A 15,476-nucleotide genomic window follows, 5' to 3' on the forward strand; every position below is an offset into this window, starting at 1 on the left:
AGGGAGGGCGCGATCCGTGAAGGGATGAACGGACGGGCGGACGAACGAATGGGCAGATGGGACAGGCGGATGAAGAGACGACTGGGTAGGCACATGGGGAGATGGGAGATGGACGACCGAGTTAACGCCGAGAGGGCGAACGCAGCAATGAACCAACGTCGCCGGGTCAATCGGTCACTCGGTTAAGTGCGTCTGCAGTGTCTTGAGCAGGCGTCAGCTCCTACAGTGCAGTCAAGGAGGAAACGAGAGATGAACCGCGGTCTCCTATTTTGCCATGCCAGGGGGGTGGCTAAGGCCGGCCTGCTGCTGCTCCTGGCGCTCAGCATCAGCAGCTATCTCGTGGCCTGTGGTGGGACGCCCGCCAGCTCTGGGCCGGTGACGCTCACCTTTTGGTCCTGGGTGCCCAACCTCCAGCAAGCGATCGACCTCTTCGAGAAGAGTCACCCCAACATCAAGATTAAGTGGCAGAACGTCGGTTCGGGCGGCACGGAGTACACCAAGCTGACGACGGCCCTGAAGGCGGGTTCAGGCGCCCCCGATGTGGTGCAAATCGAGTACGCCTATCTTCCCCAGTATATTCTTAGTGGGAAGCTGGTCGATCTTTCGCAGTACGGGGCTAACGATGTGAAAGATCAGTTTGTCCCCTGGACCTGGGCCCAGGTCTCCAGCGGTGGTAAGGTCTATGCCATCCCCCAGGATACTGGCCCGATGGGCCTGCTCTACCGCGAGGATATCTTTAAGAAATATAACCTCCCCGTTCCCACCACCTGGGACCAGTACGCCCAGGAAGCCATTCAGCTGCATAAGGCCAATCCCAAGATCTATATCACTGACTTCTCTCCCAGCGATGGCCCCTGGTTCTTCTCGCTGCTCTGGCAGGCCGGTTCCCAGCCCTTTGTGGTCAATGGGACGACGATTAAGATCCATCTGGACGATGCCGCGGCGCTGAAGGTGGCGAACTACTGGGGCAACCTGGTCAAGAGCGGGGCGGTGAGCACTGCCGCTGATTGGAACAACGACTGGTACGCCGCGCTCCAGAATGGCACGCTGGCTACCTGGATCACCGCCGCCTGGGCGCCGTCCGATCTGGAGGGCTTTGCGCCAAAGTCCGCCGGCCTGTGGCGCGTGGCGCCGCTGCCTCAGTGGACCGCTGGCGAGCAGGCCTCGGCCAACTGGGGCGGCTCGACCGACGCGGTGACGACGCAGTGCCAGCATCCTGCCGAGGCCGCGGAGTTCGTCAAGTGGCTCAACACGAACCCCGAGGCCGTCAAGGTCCTGACTCAGAAGCTCTACCTCTTCCCTTCTCAGAAGAGCGCTCTGCAAGACCCCAGCTTCGATACGGCCAACTCATTCTACGGCGGTCAGCAGGTCAACCGCATCTTTGTAGAGTCCGCTCAGGAGGTCAATACCTCTTTCCAGTCAACAGCCCCGGGATCAAGCCGGTGGCTTGCCCGCAGCCTTGTCGGCCCGGGCTTCAGGGCTGGTTGACGGCAGCCCACTCAGCCGTAACTGAGTACAGCGATCACGAATATTCCTGGCCGCGTTGATATCTGCGTGCTCCTGGCAGCCACACTGCGGGCAGGTGAAGGCATGTCGGCGCCGGTTCCCCCGCTGTCCACAGCGAGAACAGATCTGACTGGTATAGGCCGGGTTCACCTCTGTCACCTGCAATCCTTGCTCTCGGGCCTTGTGCTCTGTCCAGCGCCGGATGAGTCCCCGCTGCCACAGCGCGAGCCGCCGCCGCAGCGCTCGCCCCCGGACCTGCTCTTTCTGGGGCGGCGGCACCTGGAGCTGTTCGAAGACCAGCACCGCCTGTGGTGGTGCCCACTCCACCAGGCGCTTTGCTATGGTCTGGGCAAAGGTCTGGGTGCGGTGCCGTTGCCGGCGGCCAAGCCGTTTCAGCACCCGCCGGACACTGCGCGTGTCCCGGTGCTGTGCCTTATGGGCCGCCAGCTTCCGCTGCAGTCTCGCCCGTGTCTTCGCCGTGCGCCGATTGCGCACCTTCACCGCCTTCCCACTCACGAAGAGCACCCGCTCCTGTCCATCTACCGCCACCACCGCATTCGTCTCATTCAGATCGATCCCCACGACCCGGCTCGCTCCTGCTGCCTCATCCGAGGGTGGGAGGGGCTGCGGGTCTGGCACCTCCAGCGTGATGGTCAGTCGCCCCAGCAGCCGCCCATTGCGCTCCAGCACCGTGAGGCTGTCTATCGTCTTCGCCTGCGCCAGCCGCGGCTGAGAAGCCTCCGGCACCTGGTAGGGCAGGCGCTTACGCCCGGCGACCGTCCAGATGGAGAGGGTGCCATCGGGGCACAGACGGGCATCCCGTCCCCGCGGGCCGATGAGGAACAACGCCCGTCTGTGCCGGAACTGGAAGGGGCGCTGTGGCGGGCGGCGGTTGCTCTGGGCGCTCTGGTAAGCGGCAGCCACCAGCCGGATGGCGGTGCAGGTCATCTGCGCGTTGAGCTGGCCCTTGACCTCGTGATAACAAGCTCGCTGCAGGGCCACGGCAGAGAGGGGCTTGCCCCCGTTGAAGCAGGGGGCCGAGAGCTGCTGCTGCACCCGCTGGAAGACGGCCAGCGTCTCACGCACGTCCTCATCGGCTGGCAGCAGCAGCGGGATGGTTCGCTGCACCTGGGCCATCGGCCTCTTCCTTCCTCTTCGTATTCCTTCTCACAAGACGTGTTTCCACGCTCGTTTTCCTTTCCGGTCATCTGATGGAGAGAGAGACACTTTCTCCTGGAAGGCAGGAAAAGAAGCCGGTTGGGTCCTCATCGATCACTCCTTCCTCTTCTGATCTGCTTGTGTCTGGCGCTGGCAGTGAGCCTGCCAGTCGGTTCGCAGCCGGGCCAGTGCGGCCTCGCGCACCTGGCGGACGCGCTTGGGGGGCAGGCCCAGCTCACGAGCAATCTCTACCAGGGTGGCTGGACGCCAGTGGTCCCCCCAACCCAACAGGGCTTCCATCACGATGCGCTGTCTGGGGGTCAACCGGTGCCGCAGCGCCTCTGCCAGCCAGCGTCGTTGCTCCTCCGCCCCGTCGGGACTGCAGACAGCCTCGGCGGGATCGGGCGCTCGGGGATCGCACCGCTCCTCTATCTGCCAGCGCTCTTGCTGTGTCAGGGTGTCCAGGGAGACCGTCCGGGGCACCGGCTGTGAGCCGGGGAGAACTGGCTGGGCGTCCTTCTCTGTCTCCCCTGGGGCTGAGGTGTGAAGACGGACCTGGACATACTCAGGCAACCGGATGGTATCCGCTGCCCGGATCGCCCGGAGGATCGCCTGTCTGATCCACCAGGTGGCATACGTGCTGAACTGGGTCCCTCGCTCTGGGTCATAGTGCCTGGCTGCCTCAATCAGCCCCAGATTGCCCTCCTGGATCAGATCAGCCAGGTCCAGGGCTGCCTGCTCTCGGAGCAGTGGCGCATAGGTCCGCGCCACGCTGACCACCAGGCGCAGGTTTCTCTCTACCAAAGCCATGATCGCCTGCGTCTGCTGAGCACGGGGAGCCGTTCCTGTCTCGGAGCTCCCCGCACCGTCCCGGGGGGAGACGGACAGATCGTTCAGATACAGGGTGACCGGGGTCAGGTCGGTCCGGTAGGCGCGCATGCGCCGGGGGGTCAGATGGGGAGAGGGAGCAGGCGAGCGGGACCTGCTCCCGGAAGACAGGTGGCTAGTCGCGCGGGGCATGCCGACCTCCTGGGGAGACACGAGCGTCCTGGCCTGCCTCCGCTGGGTGCTGCTGGCACCGCCGCCAGGCAAGCTGGAGGGCAAGGTGTTGTGCACACAACTGCTGGATCGTGGCCTCCAGGCGCATCTGACGGGCCTGGTAGGCGGCAATCTGGCGTTCCAGCCGGCGCAGGGAACGCTCTGGGTGGGTAGCTGTTCGATGGAACAGTCCTTTCATCCACTGCATGACCTTTCCTCCTGGATGGGTGGGGAGCGGTCCCCACCCACATCTGTAGGCAGACGAGGAAACGAACAACGTGAAGGCGTGAACAGGGAAATGACCGGGAATTGGCACAAGCAGCGCGTTCAGGCTTGCTCGTCTGAGACAGGCCGGCAAGAAGGAGCCCGCGCCTCGTCGACGGAGAAGAAGGCCCGAGTCCTGGCGGGATTGGCTGGCAGCCACTCGGGAAAGGGGGCCAGCCCGAGCAGGCGGATCAGGGCCTCGACCTCCTGATCGGACAGCCCATCCAGAACCAGGGCCGCCTGGAAATCCTCACCAGGCCGCTGTTCTGACTGTTGGACAATGGCCGCCGCCTTCAGCCCGTCAGGACGCGCGTAGAGCAGCCAGGTTCCTGCGGGGAACCGGCCCATTCTGGCATGGATCACTGGTACTCACCTCCTCCCTCTGTCGGGCAGGGAAACAGGACAGTCTTGCTGATCGCTTTAGGACTCCGGCTAGCCTCCAGGCGGCCTAGAGCAGCCTGCAGGAGCTGGAGCTGCTGCCGGACCTGCTGGCGCAGGCGATCCGGGCTGCTGACCCCTGGCCGGCGCCAGGAGGGCAGGCCCTCCGCCTCCTCGCTGCTGATCCGCCGGGCCAGGGTGCCCACCAGCAGGCGGGTCTCATCACAGTGCTGGCAGGCGTCCATGAGCAGATGCTGCCGGTGGATGGAGGCCGCTTCCACAGCGCCGGCAGACATGTGCGGGGACCCGCCGTGCGCGTGCACCGTCTCCGTCTCCAGCCGTAGACAGAGCTGTCTCAGTCCACGGGTCAGGCGATGCAGATCCGCCAGCGAGAGAGCGGCCTCGTAGGCGCCGACCTGGTGGCTGGCCCAGGAGAGCCAGGCCAGCCAGTGGGACCAGGGAGCATCAGGAGTGGGCGGCTCGCAACCAGGGGAAGGCCCCAGGGGGCTAGACTCAGCCATTGCCCACCCCCGAGGAGCCTGCTGGAAGGTCACTCCGCCGTGCACCAGGGCCAGGGACCTGCATTGCAGAGGCGGGCTCGTCAGGAACTCGTGCCGTCAGATGACACACGAGCTGGAAGGGGACGCCGTCGACCCGGACCAGGATCACAGGCACCTGCCTCGATCCCGAGGATGGCTGCACCTGCAGGGTCACCACGCGCGGGGGATCACCGGGAGCCTCCTGCACCACCTGGGGGAAGGTACACAGGCGCACTGCCCCCGCCCCAGCGACAGCCGAGCCAGGACCCGAGGCCGACACCGGGGCAGTAATCTCCACCACCAGGATGGTTCCATGCCAGTCCTGTCCCAGGAAGTGATGGACCTGGCCACGTACCACGACATCAAGCTGACTGACCCGAGCGGTGCCATAGACATACTGGGCCTGCTGCTGATTCCACCAGGCCCCCAGGGTGGGGCCAAGCCACCCGAGCCAGCACAGGGCCAGCAGCATCCCTGCCCCCAGACTCAGAGTAGCCCGTACCTGTCCCCGGCGCGGCGTCTGAAGCGTGCGCGAGTGACCGGAGCCAGGAGACCCATCCGCAGACATCTCCGGCTCTGCCAGAGGGACCCGGTCCGCGGTCGCAGGAGCCGCCGCTGCCGCAGGGTGCTGGCGACTGGCGCGCAGCGGAATGCCTGCGGGGAAAGACTGGGAAGGGGATGGAGCGGTCATGACAAGAAAAAACCTCCTCTCATGTTCGACAACAAAAGCACGACAGGAGCAACACAGACAGACGGAGGGAAGAAAACCGCCCTGCCGAACGTGGCAGGGACAGGAGCCGTGGCGTAGACGGGCCTATGGGGCACTGGAAGGATCAGCACCTCGTGAGCGGCCTGCTCGTGAGGAGCGTACAGGCACATCCCAGGGCGGCCAGGTTGGTCCTGGACGGATCTCATACCAGGTGAGCCGCTCCTGCAGTTCCGCCCGCAGGTGCTCAGCAAGCCAGAAAGCCCGGCCCTGTCGGGCAGGATCAGGCACCCGGCGCAGCCGCTCAATGCGACACAGCACCTCCTGCAGGGCCTCCAGGTACGCCCGGCGGGTTTTCAGGAAGCGGCCCCGCCCATCCGGGGCGAACCAGGGGGGCCAGAAGAACCACAGGGTTGGCAGGGCAGGAGAGGCCCCGATCCAGTAGAGCCGACCTGGACGCCGCAACAATGCCTTGACCTGTGCGAGGAGCATCGTCAGGGAAGCGCAAGACCCCTCGGGGTCCTCCGGTTCCACTGCTTCCACCTCCTCCATTGAGAGGGAGGAGCACGGTTTTCCTGTCTCATCAGAGGCAGAAGCCATGCGCGTTCACCTCCTGATTTCTCACCACCAGGGATAGGGGCGGTTCAACCCACGCTCGTCAATCTGGACGGACCCAGGAGCTGGGGCAGGGAAACATACCACATAGGGGGAGCGTTTCCCAGGCTGCAGCAACAACCAGCCGGTGGAACCTGAGGAAGCTTCCGTCGGTTCCTGGTCCATGCGTGTGGGTGGAGTCCCCTCCGAGCGCACAGGCACCACCTCCAGGAACACCCCCTGAGGGACCAGCAAGGGACAGTATTGGGGAGGGAGACATTGGTCCTCCAGAAAACGTCGCACGAACCCAGTCAGGAAAGCAGTGATCAGCTTCTCTCGCTCCGGCTGCTGACCCACCAGCGTCCGGGCGCGCTGCTGAGCCAGCAGCAGCGCATGCGGCCCATGCTCTCCCCCAAGGTCATAGTGAAGTCGTCCCGCGAGGTACCAGTCTTCCTCGGTATTCTGGGGATGGAAGAAGAGCAGAGCATCTTTAGTCCCCAGGGCAGTGGCAATTGTCAAGAGAATGTTCTGAAACGTGTCGCAAACGACCTCGTCCTCCAAGTCAGGATCAATGACGACCGCTGCGGGTTCCTGCAGGATTGCAGGGTCACGTCCACACAGCCGCAGGAGTTCCTCCAGCTCATTGGGATACCATACCCGTCCACGCCAGCGAACCCGCCACGAGAGAGAAGACAGAGGGGACATAGAACACCTCCTTGATCAGAATAGGGGGCTAGGAAGAGAGCACCCGAAACTGCTGCAGGGCAAAGGAGACGCCAAAACACTGTTTGTGGCTCCTGCCCGACTCGAAGAACACCACGCAGACACTTCCGTCGTCAGCGACGGAAGTCACGACTCCCCGACCCCAACGGAAGGCCGGGGTCCCGTCAGGATGAAGGCCGACAGGAGAGGGAACCAGCACCGTATGCCCACAGAACAGACGACGCGCCTGCGCCACCAGATGTGCATAGGGCACTGCCCAGGGTGTACGCGCAGCTCTCCGATTGCGTCGCCGACGCAATCGAGAGGGAACGACAGGAGGGAACGACGGGAAGGCAGACATGAGGACCTCCTTGGAGAGAACAAGACACCGATGTAAACTGAAGAGACAGACAAAAGAGGCAGAAAGGGCCGGGCAACCACTGCTGTGTGGCATGCTCTCCCAGGAGAGAGGCAGACCCCCAGGAACTACTGTCCCCACGAGGCAGAGGCATATACAGGGAAGATGCCGCGCACCTCCGAGCGAGCCAGCCCCTTCTCAACCGTAGAACAGTCACCTCCAGCTCGCCGGCCTTGCTTCCTCTCCTTACCACATGTCGCCCAGGTGCTTGGCTCCCCTGCAGAACACCCCCAAGCTGCATATAGTTGTCAAAGTACTTCTGCCAACAACCGTGCCATGTCACTGACACCTTTTCCGTAAAGTGACAAAATGGCCTCCAAATTTCACCAACAACAATATATCTAGCGACAAACGACGCATCTGTCAGTAATTATAGCAGCTAAAAGTGACATTGTCAATAACACAAGACAATTGACTGACGCACTTAGCCTGCTTGCCTTGAGCCACCTCTGTGCTATAATTACTGACAAAGCTCCTGACAAAACCAGATAAGGAAATCTATGAGTAAGCAAGAAAAGCAATGGTTGGAGGCGAAAGAGGCCGTCCCCCTTTTTGTCGAGGTAACCGGTCTGTCAGGGAGGTCCTTTTTCCGATACAAGGAGCGTGTCCGACAGCAACTGCCCCCAGGGAAAAACAGAGGCGCACTATATCTGCGCTCGGATATTGAGAAACTCTCTTCCTCTCAAACCAAAGGCAAGACGAAGACAAAGGGTGAGGAACAGCAGCCTCCCATTACCGTTGCCACCGACTGGATCAGAGAGGGAGATCTTCCCTACGTACTAGCCCTTGATTTCGAGATGTATGGCCCGGAAGGAACAGTTGATCCCAAGATCACATACCGGTGGTGGCAGAAAAACCCATACATGTGCAGGATCTTATTCGACGCGCAGGACCGCAGGAACGTCCTCGGGGCTATTACCATCATGCCCCTAGAGATGGACACCATCTTGAAACTATTGCGGCGAGAAATCCAGGAGCAGGATATCCCCCCTGAAGCTATCCTGACCTATGAGCCAGGCGAGTATGACGCATTTGTACTTTCAACTGTAGTCCGTCCCCAGGCTCGCATTCACCTCCGTCAACTGCTCTACAGCTTGGTGCAGTTCTGGTGTGACCAATATCCGCAGGTTAGACTCCGACGGCTGTACACATTCCCGTGGAGCCGAGAAGGCTGGCTGCTGATCAAACACCTGTACTTTGCCCCCCGACGTGACCTGGCGCCTGACGCCTTTGAGCTTGACCTTTGGGAGCCCAACCCGTCACGGCTGATCCAGGAATTCCAGCAATGTATTGAACAGAAGCAAGCTAATGAGAAGGGAAAAAGTCCAGGGGAGCAGTAAGGGAGGGCCTTTCGGGATAGAGAGATCTGAGAACGTAACCCCTGCAGGCACTCAGAAAAAGCCAGGCTTGGCGACACTGGTAGAGCAGCTGCCTAGGCGCCTAAAGCAGGCGGTGCTGGCTGTGGTTCTGGGGGCGCGCCATATTGCCTATCAGTCAGAGAGAGCACCCAACGTTGATGTAAGGAAGCATATGCCCGCTCCTGATGGCGGCTGGTCACGTACACTCAACGATAGTGTGGAAACTCAGGGACCATGTCATATGGTCGGCGAATGGCATCTGAGCAGCATCAACGATCCGACCTATCCATACGCGCTGAAGTTCGCCAATCGCAGCGGCCTCAATTTGCAGGATTTTCCTCTGACGATGGTCCTGCACGATGTCTATGCGTCTGGCAATGACGCGCACGAGGAGAGATGCCAGCCGACTACTACGCCGGCAATAAGCAGCTGTATGTGACGGCGCTACAGAATCAGCTGGCGTCGGCGGCGAGCGGTAAGATCTCGTTCGAGCAGGCCATGCACAATACACAGAATGCGGTGGTGACCTACGCGCGTTCACAGGGCTTTACGGTCGTCTCGTGAGCAGGCGCGTCAGGAAGGCGCCGGGACCAGGGACCAGATGTCGGCCAGTCACTCTGGCGAGTTGGTCGCTCTTCCCGGCGCTATCCCTGGTCCACAATTTCGTTTCGCTTGAGTCTGCGTCCTCTCTTGTGCTTTCCGCGCCTGAATGAGGGGCTTGTACGATGATACCGTCACAAGATATGGCCAAGCATAGTCAGGCTGAACTAAGGCAGCAAGCTATCGAGATCCAGGATCTGGCAGCTCCTTCTAGCCATCTCCCCAGCGCTTTGCGGTTCTGGCGAGGCTGGAGCCGGCGGGTGGTAATCCCTTACCTCTTCCTGCTTCCGTTCTTGTTGCTCTTCTCCTTCTTCCTCCTGGTGCCGTTACTGTACGCCTTTTGGACGAGCTTCTTTGTGGAGCGCTTGATCGGAGGGATCACCTTTGTCGGGTGGCAGAATTATCAGGAGGTCCTGCACGACGGCAATTTCTGGGAGGGGGTGCGCAACGTGCTCTTGCTCCTGTTCACGCAGGTACCTCTGATGCTCGGCCTGTCCTTGCTACTGGCCCTGCTGCTCGATAGCCAGATTGTGCGCCTCAAGACGATCTTCCGTCTGGGCTACTTTCTCCCTTATGCGATTCCCAGTGTGATCGGCGCCCTCCTCTGGGGCTATCTGTATAGTGCCCATATCGGGCCGTTCGCTCAACTGGCGGAGCTGCTCCACTGGCCACCACCTCCTTTCTTGAGCGCTGCTGGTCTGTTGCCGTCGATTGCCAACATTTTGACCTGGCAGTGGACTGGCTACAATATGGTCATCCTTTATGCCGCCCTGCAGGCCATCCCGCCGGAGCTGTACGATGCGGCGCGCGTCGACGGGGCCAGCGGCTGGGAGATTGCCCGGCGCATTAAGATCCCGCTGATTGCCCCGGCCCTTGTGCTGACGGTGGTCTTCTCGATCATTGGGACGCTGCAGCTCTTTAATGAGCCGCAGATTATGACGGCCATCGTTCCCAATCTGATCCAGGATCACTATACGCCAAACCTCTACGCCTATAACCTGGCTTTCACGAACGAGCAGTACAACTACGCCGCCGCGGTCTCCTTCGTGCTCGGCGCCGTGGTCTTTGTCTTCTCCTACGTCTTCATGCTTGTGACCTATCGCAGGGGGCAACGCTGATGGCTCGTATTGGATCGCTTCCGGCTGGCGGCTCTGTCACTGCGACACGGCAGACCCCGGCCCGGGCAGTGGGTCGACGCAGCGGCTGGACGCTGCGCGGTCTGGTTCTGCTCTTCCTGGTGCTGGTGCTGATCTACTTTGTGATTCCGCTCTTCTGGCTGGTGGTTTCGGCGACGAAGACCAATGATGAGCTGTTCTCAACCTTTGGGCTGTGGTTCGCACCGGATTTCCACCTGCTGCAGAACCTGCACGATGTCTTTACCTACGATGATGGTATCTTTGTCACCTGGCTGACTAACTCGGCTTACTATGCGGTGGTCAGTGCCCTGGGGGCCTCGCTGATTGCAACGTTGGCCGGCTATGCTTTCGCCAAGCTCCCTTTCCCCGGGCGAGAGCTGGTCTTCGCCATTATCCTGGGCACGATCATGGTTCCCAATACGGCCCTGGCTATCCCTACCTATCTGCTGCTGAGCAAGGTCGGCCTGGTCAATACACCGCTGGCCATTATCCTGCCGTCGTTGGTGACCCCTTTTGGGGTCTATCTGATGCGCGTCTACGCTGAGCAGGCGCTTCCTGATGATTTGCTGGATGCGGCGCGTGTTGATGGAGCCAGCGAGTGGCGCATTTTCTGGAGGATTGCCCTGCGCTTGCTGGCTCCTGGCTTTGTGACGGTGCTGCTGCTGACCTTCGTGGGGACCTGGAATAACTTTTTCCTGCCCCTGGTGGTAACCAACAACCCGGCGTACTATCCGCTGACCGTTGGTCTGGCCAATTGGAATCAGCTATCCCAGGCGTTCAGTGGGTCGCGCATTCTCTATACACTGGTGATCACTGGCTCGCTGATCTCGGTGTTTCCGCTGATCATCGGCTTTCTCTTCTTGCAGCGCTATTGGCAGGGCGGCCTGACCTTTGGGAGCCTGCGATCTTAAGCATGTGCTCCCCCATTCCTTGTCAGGCGCTGCCAGTCTCTGCCAGTCTCTGCCAGTCTGGTAGGTTCTGTTGCGTTGAGGCTGCTGGCCCAGGCGTCGCAAGATGTGTGCCCCCCAGGGCCTCACGCGCGCTGGCCAGCAGACAGGGTAGGATGCCCTCAGACCTTCAGACCTCTCGATGTCACTTGAGGAAGGGAGGCAGAATCGATGGATCGCGAAGAGCAGAGCTATCTCCTCTCCTTGGCCAGGGGCACGCGGCTCACCTCTGCTTTCTGGAGAGAAGGTGTTAGCCGAAGACGCTTCCTTGGCCAGATCGCGTCGGCGACAGCGCTGGCCGGTGGCTTAACCCTCGGCAACGGCCTGCCAGCGGCCCTGGCAGCCCCGCATCCGGCTCCGCGCCAGAGCAGTGGACCTCGCCCGCGGGTACTGGGTCACGACCTCTCAACCTTGCAGCAACTGGAGGATGTCGGCAAGCGCTTCTCTGATCAGGGGCGCGTGCTCCCCGCCGAGCAGATCGTGGCGCGCCACGGCGCGACGTTTATCCGGGAACGACTGTGGGTCCAGCCTCCGCTGCCATACAACGATTTAGCGCACATTTTGACAATGGCGCGCCGCATCAAGGCCGCCGGCCTGCATTTCTTGCTGGATTTCCATTACTCTGATTTCTGGGCCGATCCCGGCCACCAGACGACGCCCCAGAGCTGGCAGGGCCAGGATCTGGCAACGCTGGCACAGACGGTCTATGATTATACGCGCTCGGTGCTGGGAGCTTTGGCGCGTCAGGGGACTTTGCCAGAGATAGTGCAGACAGGCAACGAGGTGACGGCGGGCATGCTCTGGCCCCAAGGCCAGATCTATGTCAACGGGACAGAGCGCTGGCCCCAGTTCGCAACGCTACTGAACGCGGCCATTGCCGCTGTGCGCGCTACCAGCCGCTCTATCGAGGTGATGATCCATATCGATCGCGGCGGCGATAATGCCGGCAGCCGCTACTTTTTCGATCATGTGCTGGCCCAGGGCGTGGATTTCGACGTGATTGGCCTGTCGTACTACCCGTGGTGGCATGGGCCGCTCTCGGCGTTGCAGGCCAATCTCAACGATCTGGCGCCGCGCTATGGCAAGGATCTGGTGGTTGTGGAAACGGCTTATCCCTGGACCCTGACCGACGGCGATAGCGAGCCGAATATCGTCAACGCCCAGACCACCCTATTGCCGGGCTACCCTCCCACGCCCGATGGCCAGCTCGCCTATATTCGGGCCGTGCGGGCTATCGTCGAGCAGGTGCCGCAGGGTCGAGGGCGTGGCCTGGTCTATTGGGAATCGGCCTGGATACCCGGCGTGGGCTGGGAGCCAGGGGCCGGCGATGCCTGGGACAATCTGACGCTCTTTGATCGTCAAGGCCGGGCTTTGCCTTCGATTCGCTGCTACGAGTAACGGACAGGCAGAGGCGGACAAGCAGATATCTTCCCCTCTCCTCTCCAACGACCGAGTGTTCAAGCGCTATCGAAGCCGACACAGTCGCAATGTAAGGCGCCCACACAGGTGGCCCAGTCTGCTGATTCGGGAGATTGGGCCACTTGCTTTCTGGCCCCGGCCTCAGACGGCTCTGCCTCCTCTTCCCCGCCTTCGCCCAGCCAGCTTCCCCACCTCGCCCGTCGCCTGACCACTAGCGAATAACGCCACAGGAGGCAATACTGGCAGCGTGCTCCTGCAATAGGGTCCCCGCCAGGGTCAGGAGCAGGCGAACACGCTCGTCACTGAGACGGTAATAGACATATTTTCCCTCACGCACCCCCTGCACTAGACCGCACCAGCGCAGGCAGCCCAGATGGGTCGAGACCCGCCCTTGGGGGACGCCCAGGACGGCGACCAGCTCGCTGACCGTGCGCCCCTCAACGGGAGCCTCCAGCAGCAGCGCCAGCAGACGCAGGCGAGTCGGATCGCTGAGCACCTTGAAGAAGCGCGCATAGAGTTCTGCAGCCTCGGGCCTCAGGAGGCCCGCGCTCTCAGGCTGCTCACTCGTCTCAGTGGGCCGCCGACTCGCCAGGCCAGCCGTCATCACTCCCTGCGACGTGGCGCCGGCGCTGTTACTCTCTCCTTTCCTCTTCATAGAAACATTCGCCCCTTTTTCAGGCGTTACTACCGCTCAGCCATTCTATGTATCCGTATAGGCTGATAGGAGGATGATATCATTCGATCAGGTATACGTCAAGGAAAGCGACCTGGAGACCAGCCTGTGGATGGTAACTCACCCGCGAGGAAGAAGAGAGAAGTAGGCCAGGCGACAGGGAGGGACACGCAACAATCCCGGCGCGTGTACTATACTAATACTGATCGTTCTGCTGCAGCTGGCGAGGGCACGATGCACCGCCGTCAGTCAGCAAGAACGGCTTCGCGGAGAAATTTAGGTTTGTCGATCCCTCCCCTTACCGGGGAGGGAAGGCGCAGCGTATGTGGAAAGATCTCCTTGCTCAAGGAAAATTTGCACGGCTCTGTCATTTAGCTGCCAGGTTGATCATGGTTCTTGGGCTGGCTACCGCTGCAGTGGAGGTATACCTGATCTGGAGTAGCTATCAGCGTCTCATCCAGCTTGGGCTGGCTCCCGGCAGCAGTGGGACCATCTTTGTCAGCCCGGATGGCTCTCCGTATGTGCGGATGATCTCCAGCAGCTCCGTGAGCTGGCTCGACCTTACAGGGCCATTGGCCTTCCTTTTTGGCACCATTGCCACCACCATCTTTTATAGCTTGCTGCTGGTGCTGATCGGGCATGTCCTCAATGCCTTCGCCAGCTCGGCCCCTGCGGGTGCGAGGGCTGAGACGGTGCCGGATGGCCCCAGCGCGGATGAGACAGTGGATGGCCTGATCTTCCAATCACTGGATGAGATAGAGGCAGGTGAGAGGAGTCGAGGCAGGCAAAGCCCTTAAATTGCAGAAGCCTGCTCTCCCCCTCTCCAGGCCAGGACGCTCAGCTCGTGCTTGCCGTGCTTGCGGCCAGCGGCAAACTGGCCCCAACAAGCTGGCTGATTGTGCGACTCATGCGCACAGGGTTGCGCGTCGAAGTGAGATCTCGGTAGCCATCAATGAGAACGAGGGCCCGTGGTCCCATCTCTGTCTGCAGTCGGGCTTCACCCCAGAGACGCTGCTCCTGGCGCGCACAGGCACTTGCTCCCAGGCGGTTCATGACGAGCATATTCTCACGGGCCAGCAGGCGATGAGGCAGATAGGCATAGAGCGGCGAACGCGCCTCCGCTAGCTGGGCCTCGATCTGCTCCGGCTGGTGGCCATAGCGGCGGCAGGCCTCCCGTACCTGCTCACGCAACGTCTCTTCATCCGGGCTGAAGATTGCGTCCAGAGCCTGCAGCAGATTCATGACGCGATTCAGGAGCACCGCCCGACCATGACGGAGTCGAGGTAGCAGCAGGTTCAGCCCCTCCTGGAGAGAACGGCGCGCGTCCTGGATCTGCCGCGTGAGATCGGCGAAAGGCATAGCGTCCAGCCGCCGCTGCAGGAAAGCGACTACTTCGGCGGTCTCGCCTTCCTGCCAGCCACGCAGCAGCTGTAGGCAGCGCTCGCCCTCGTAGCGCTCGATCGTCTTGGGTACGCTCAGCAGGCGGTCCTTGCACTCGCAGATCCAGAGGGCATGGAAATAGCGCACCGTCATCTCGACGGGGAAGGTTGCAAAGCGTTCTTGACCCTGCACCTGCTGAACGAAGAGGAACGCCGCTTCAAATTCGGGACGTAAGCGTGCGAAGGCGCTCAGCTTCTGCTCGACCAGCATCTCAGGAGCTTCGTCGCTTGTTGCTTGCCTGACGTACATGGCTCGCCTCCCCTCAGAGCAATGGCTGGTTGACCCCAGGCCGACAGAGGCCGCCTGACCCCGGCCCTCGGCAAGGAGAAGACAGAGATCTGCTCGGCCCTCTCTGCCCTCTCTTCTCTCGCCCTGCCTGCGCAAGCGGGTGGGCCGGCCCGCTGCGAGTCAGGTGGCGGTGACAGCCGCTTCGGTCAGCATCTCAGTGATCCAGGATCAGACACCTTTAAACATCTTGCTCTTATTGTACTGCCATCGATGGAGCAGGGCAAGCGGGACAGGAAGGCATAGCTCGCCAGCCCTCTGGCATCAGCTGGACCTTGTCCGGCGGGGCGAAGCAGGTTGGTTGGGGAGGAAAGA

The 15,476-nt window shown here is 61.5% G+C and carries 19 protein-coding genes; 8 read left to right on the plus strand and 11 right to left on the minus strand.

Annotation, left to right across the window (positions count from 1 at the left end; all coding sequences use genetic code 11):
• Window positions 1-249 precede the first annotated feature (249 nt).
• A complete protein-coding gene (locus N688_RS10380; protein WP_052889211.1) occupies window positions 250-1,488 on the plus strand; it encodes an ABC transporter substrate-binding protein in 1,239 nt (412 codons plus the stop codon).
• On the opposite strand, the gene N688_RS10385 is transcribed toward N688_RS10380, so the two are convergent.
• The 9 genes from N688_RS10385 to N688_RS22785 all read right to left on the minus strand — a co-directional run bounded on the left by N688_RS10385 (window position 1,435) and on the right by N688_RS22785 (window position 7,246).
• Complete coding sequence (locus tag N688_RS10385; protein ID WP_052889212.1) at window positions 1,435-2,643, minus strand: RNA-guided endonuclease InsQ/TnpB family protein; 1,209 nt, start codon at window positions 2,641-2,643, stop codon at window positions 1,435-1,437. The genes N688_RS10380 and N688_RS10385 overlap by 54 nt on opposite strands.
• A gap of 135 nt (window positions 2,644-2,778) precedes the next feature.
• Window positions 2,779-3,684: a sigma-70 family RNA polymerase sigma factor gene (locus N688_RS10390; RefSeq protein WP_052889213.1), complete on the minus strand. Its 906-nt coding sequence runs from the start codon at window positions 3,682-3,684 to the stop codon at window positions 2,779-2,781.
• Complete coding sequence (locus tag N688_RS10395) at window positions 3,668-3,910, minus strand: hypothetical protein (RefSeq protein ID WP_052889214.1); 243 nt, start codon at window positions 3,908-3,910, stop codon at window positions 3,668-3,670. Before N688_RS10395 ends, N688_RS10390 begins: the two co-directional genes overlap by 17 nt.
• Window positions 3,911-4,029: 119 nt before the next feature.
• Window positions 4,030-4,329: a hypothetical protein gene (locus tag N688_RS10400; RefSeq protein ID WP_156025375.1), complete on the minus strand. Its 300-nt coding sequence runs from the start codon at window positions 4,327-4,329 to the stop codon at window positions 4,030-4,032.
• A complete protein-coding gene (locus N688_RS10405) occupies window positions 4,326-4,865 on the minus strand; it encodes a hypothetical protein (protein ID WP_052889216.1) in 540 nt (179 codons plus the stop codon). The genes N688_RS10400 and N688_RS10405 overlap by 4 nt, the downstream gene beginning before the upstream one ends.
• Window positions 4,858-5,574, minus strand: coding sequence for a hypothetical protein (locus tag N688_RS10410; RefSeq protein ID WP_052889217.1), 717 nt, complete (start codon window positions 5,572-5,574; stop codon window positions 4,858-4,860). Before N688_RS10410 ends, N688_RS10405 begins: the two co-directional genes overlap by 8 nt.
• A 123-nt stretch (window positions 5,575-5,697) precedes the next feature.
• Window positions 5,698-6,189 carry a hypothetical protein gene (locus N688_RS10415; RefSeq protein WP_156025376.1) on the minus strand — a complete coding sequence of 164 codons (492 nt, stop codon included), beginning with the start codon at window positions 6,187-6,189 and terminating at the stop codon, window positions 5,698-5,700.
• Window positions 6,190-6,210: 21 nt separating this feature from the next.
• The gene (locus tag N688_RS10420; RefSeq protein WP_052889219.1) at window positions 6,211-6,888 is read right to left on the minus strand and encodes a hypothetical protein; all 678 of its coding nucleotides are present in this window, start codon (window positions 6,886-6,888) and stop codon (window positions 6,211-6,213) included.
• A 28-nt stretch (window positions 6,889-6,916) separates the two neighbouring features.
• Window positions 6,917-7,246 carry a hypothetical protein gene (locus N688_RS22785; protein ID WP_156025377.1) on the minus strand — a complete coding sequence of 110 codons (330 nt, stop codon included), beginning with the start codon at window positions 7,244-7,246 and terminating at the stop codon, window positions 6,917-6,919.
• Between the two features lie 557 nt (window positions 7,247-7,803).
• Between N688_RS22785 and N688_RS10425 the strand changes: the two genes are divergently transcribed.
• The 6 genes from N688_RS10425 (at window position 7,804) to N688_RS10445 (ending at window position 12,742) form a co-directional block, all read left to right on the plus strand.
• Window positions 7,804-8,643: a hypothetical protein gene (locus N688_RS10425; RefSeq protein ID WP_052889220.1), complete on the plus strand. Its 840-nt coding sequence runs from the start codon at window positions 7,804-7,806 to the stop codon at window positions 8,641-8,643.
• A 112-nt stretch (window positions 8,644-8,755) separates the two neighbouring features.
• The gene (locus N688_RS10430; RefSeq protein ID WP_156025378.1) at window positions 8,756-9,100 is read left to right on the plus strand and encodes a hypothetical protein; all 345 of its coding nucleotides are present in this window, start codon (window positions 8,756-8,758) and stop codon (window positions 9,098-9,100) included.
• The gene (locus N688_RS23785) at window positions 9,097-9,225 is read left to right on the plus strand and encodes a hypothetical protein (protein WP_272945037.1); all 129 of its coding nucleotides are present in this window, start codon (window positions 9,097-9,099) and stop codon (window positions 9,223-9,225) included. Before N688_RS10430 ends, N688_RS23785 begins: the two co-directional genes overlap by 4 nt.
• Before the next feature lie 161 nt (window positions 9,226-9,386).
• On the plus strand, window positions 9,387-10,379 hold the full coding sequence (locus tag N688_RS10435; protein ID WP_202901892.1) for a carbohydrate ABC transporter permease: 993 nt from the start codon (window positions 9,387-9,389) through the stop codon (window positions 10,377-10,379).
• Window positions 10,379-11,308 carry a carbohydrate ABC transporter permease gene (locus N688_RS10440; protein ID WP_052889222.1) on the plus strand — a complete coding sequence of 310 codons (930 nt, stop codon included), beginning with the start codon at window positions 10,379-10,381 and terminating at the stop codon, window positions 11,306-11,308. The genes N688_RS10435 and N688_RS10440 overlap by 1 nt, the downstream gene beginning before the upstream one ends.
• A gap of 207 nt (window positions 11,309-11,515) precedes the next feature.
• Entirely contained in the window at window positions 11,516-12,742 is a 1,227-nt protein-coding gene (locus tag N688_RS10445) for a glycoside hydrolase family 53 protein (RefSeq protein ID WP_052889223.1), read from the plus strand.
• A gap of 232 nt (window positions 12,743-12,974) precedes the next feature.
• Here N688_RS10445 and N688_RS10450 read toward each other — a convergent pair whose 3' ends face one another.
• Window positions 12,975-13,418, minus strand: coding sequence for an ArsR/SmtB family transcription factor (locus N688_RS10450; protein WP_202901893.1), 444 nt, complete (start codon window positions 13,416-13,418; stop codon window positions 12,975-12,977).
• A 341-nt stretch (window positions 13,419-13,759) separates the two neighbouring features.
• On the opposite strand from N688_RS10450, the gene N688_RS10455 reads away from it, so the two are divergent.
• Window positions 13,760-14,233 carry a hypothetical protein gene (locus N688_RS10455; protein WP_052889224.1) on the plus strand — a complete coding sequence of 158 codons (474 nt, stop codon included), beginning with the start codon at window positions 13,760-13,762 and terminating at the stop codon, window positions 14,231-14,233.
• A gap of 40 nt (window positions 14,234-14,273) precedes the next feature.
• On the opposite strand, the gene N688_RS10460 is transcribed toward N688_RS10455, so the two are convergent.
• Window positions 14,274-15,125: a hypothetical protein gene (locus N688_RS10460; protein ID WP_052889225.1), complete on the minus strand. Its 852-nt coding sequence runs from the start codon at window positions 15,123-15,125 to the stop codon at window positions 14,274-14,276.
• Window positions 15,126-15,476 lie beyond the last annotated feature (351 nt).

This window comes from Thermogemmatispora carboxidivorans, from assembly GCF_000702505.1.
GTDB lineage: Bacteria > Chloroflexota > Ktedonobacteria > Ktedonobacterales > Ktedonobacteraceae > Thermogemmatispora > Thermogemmatispora carboxidivorans.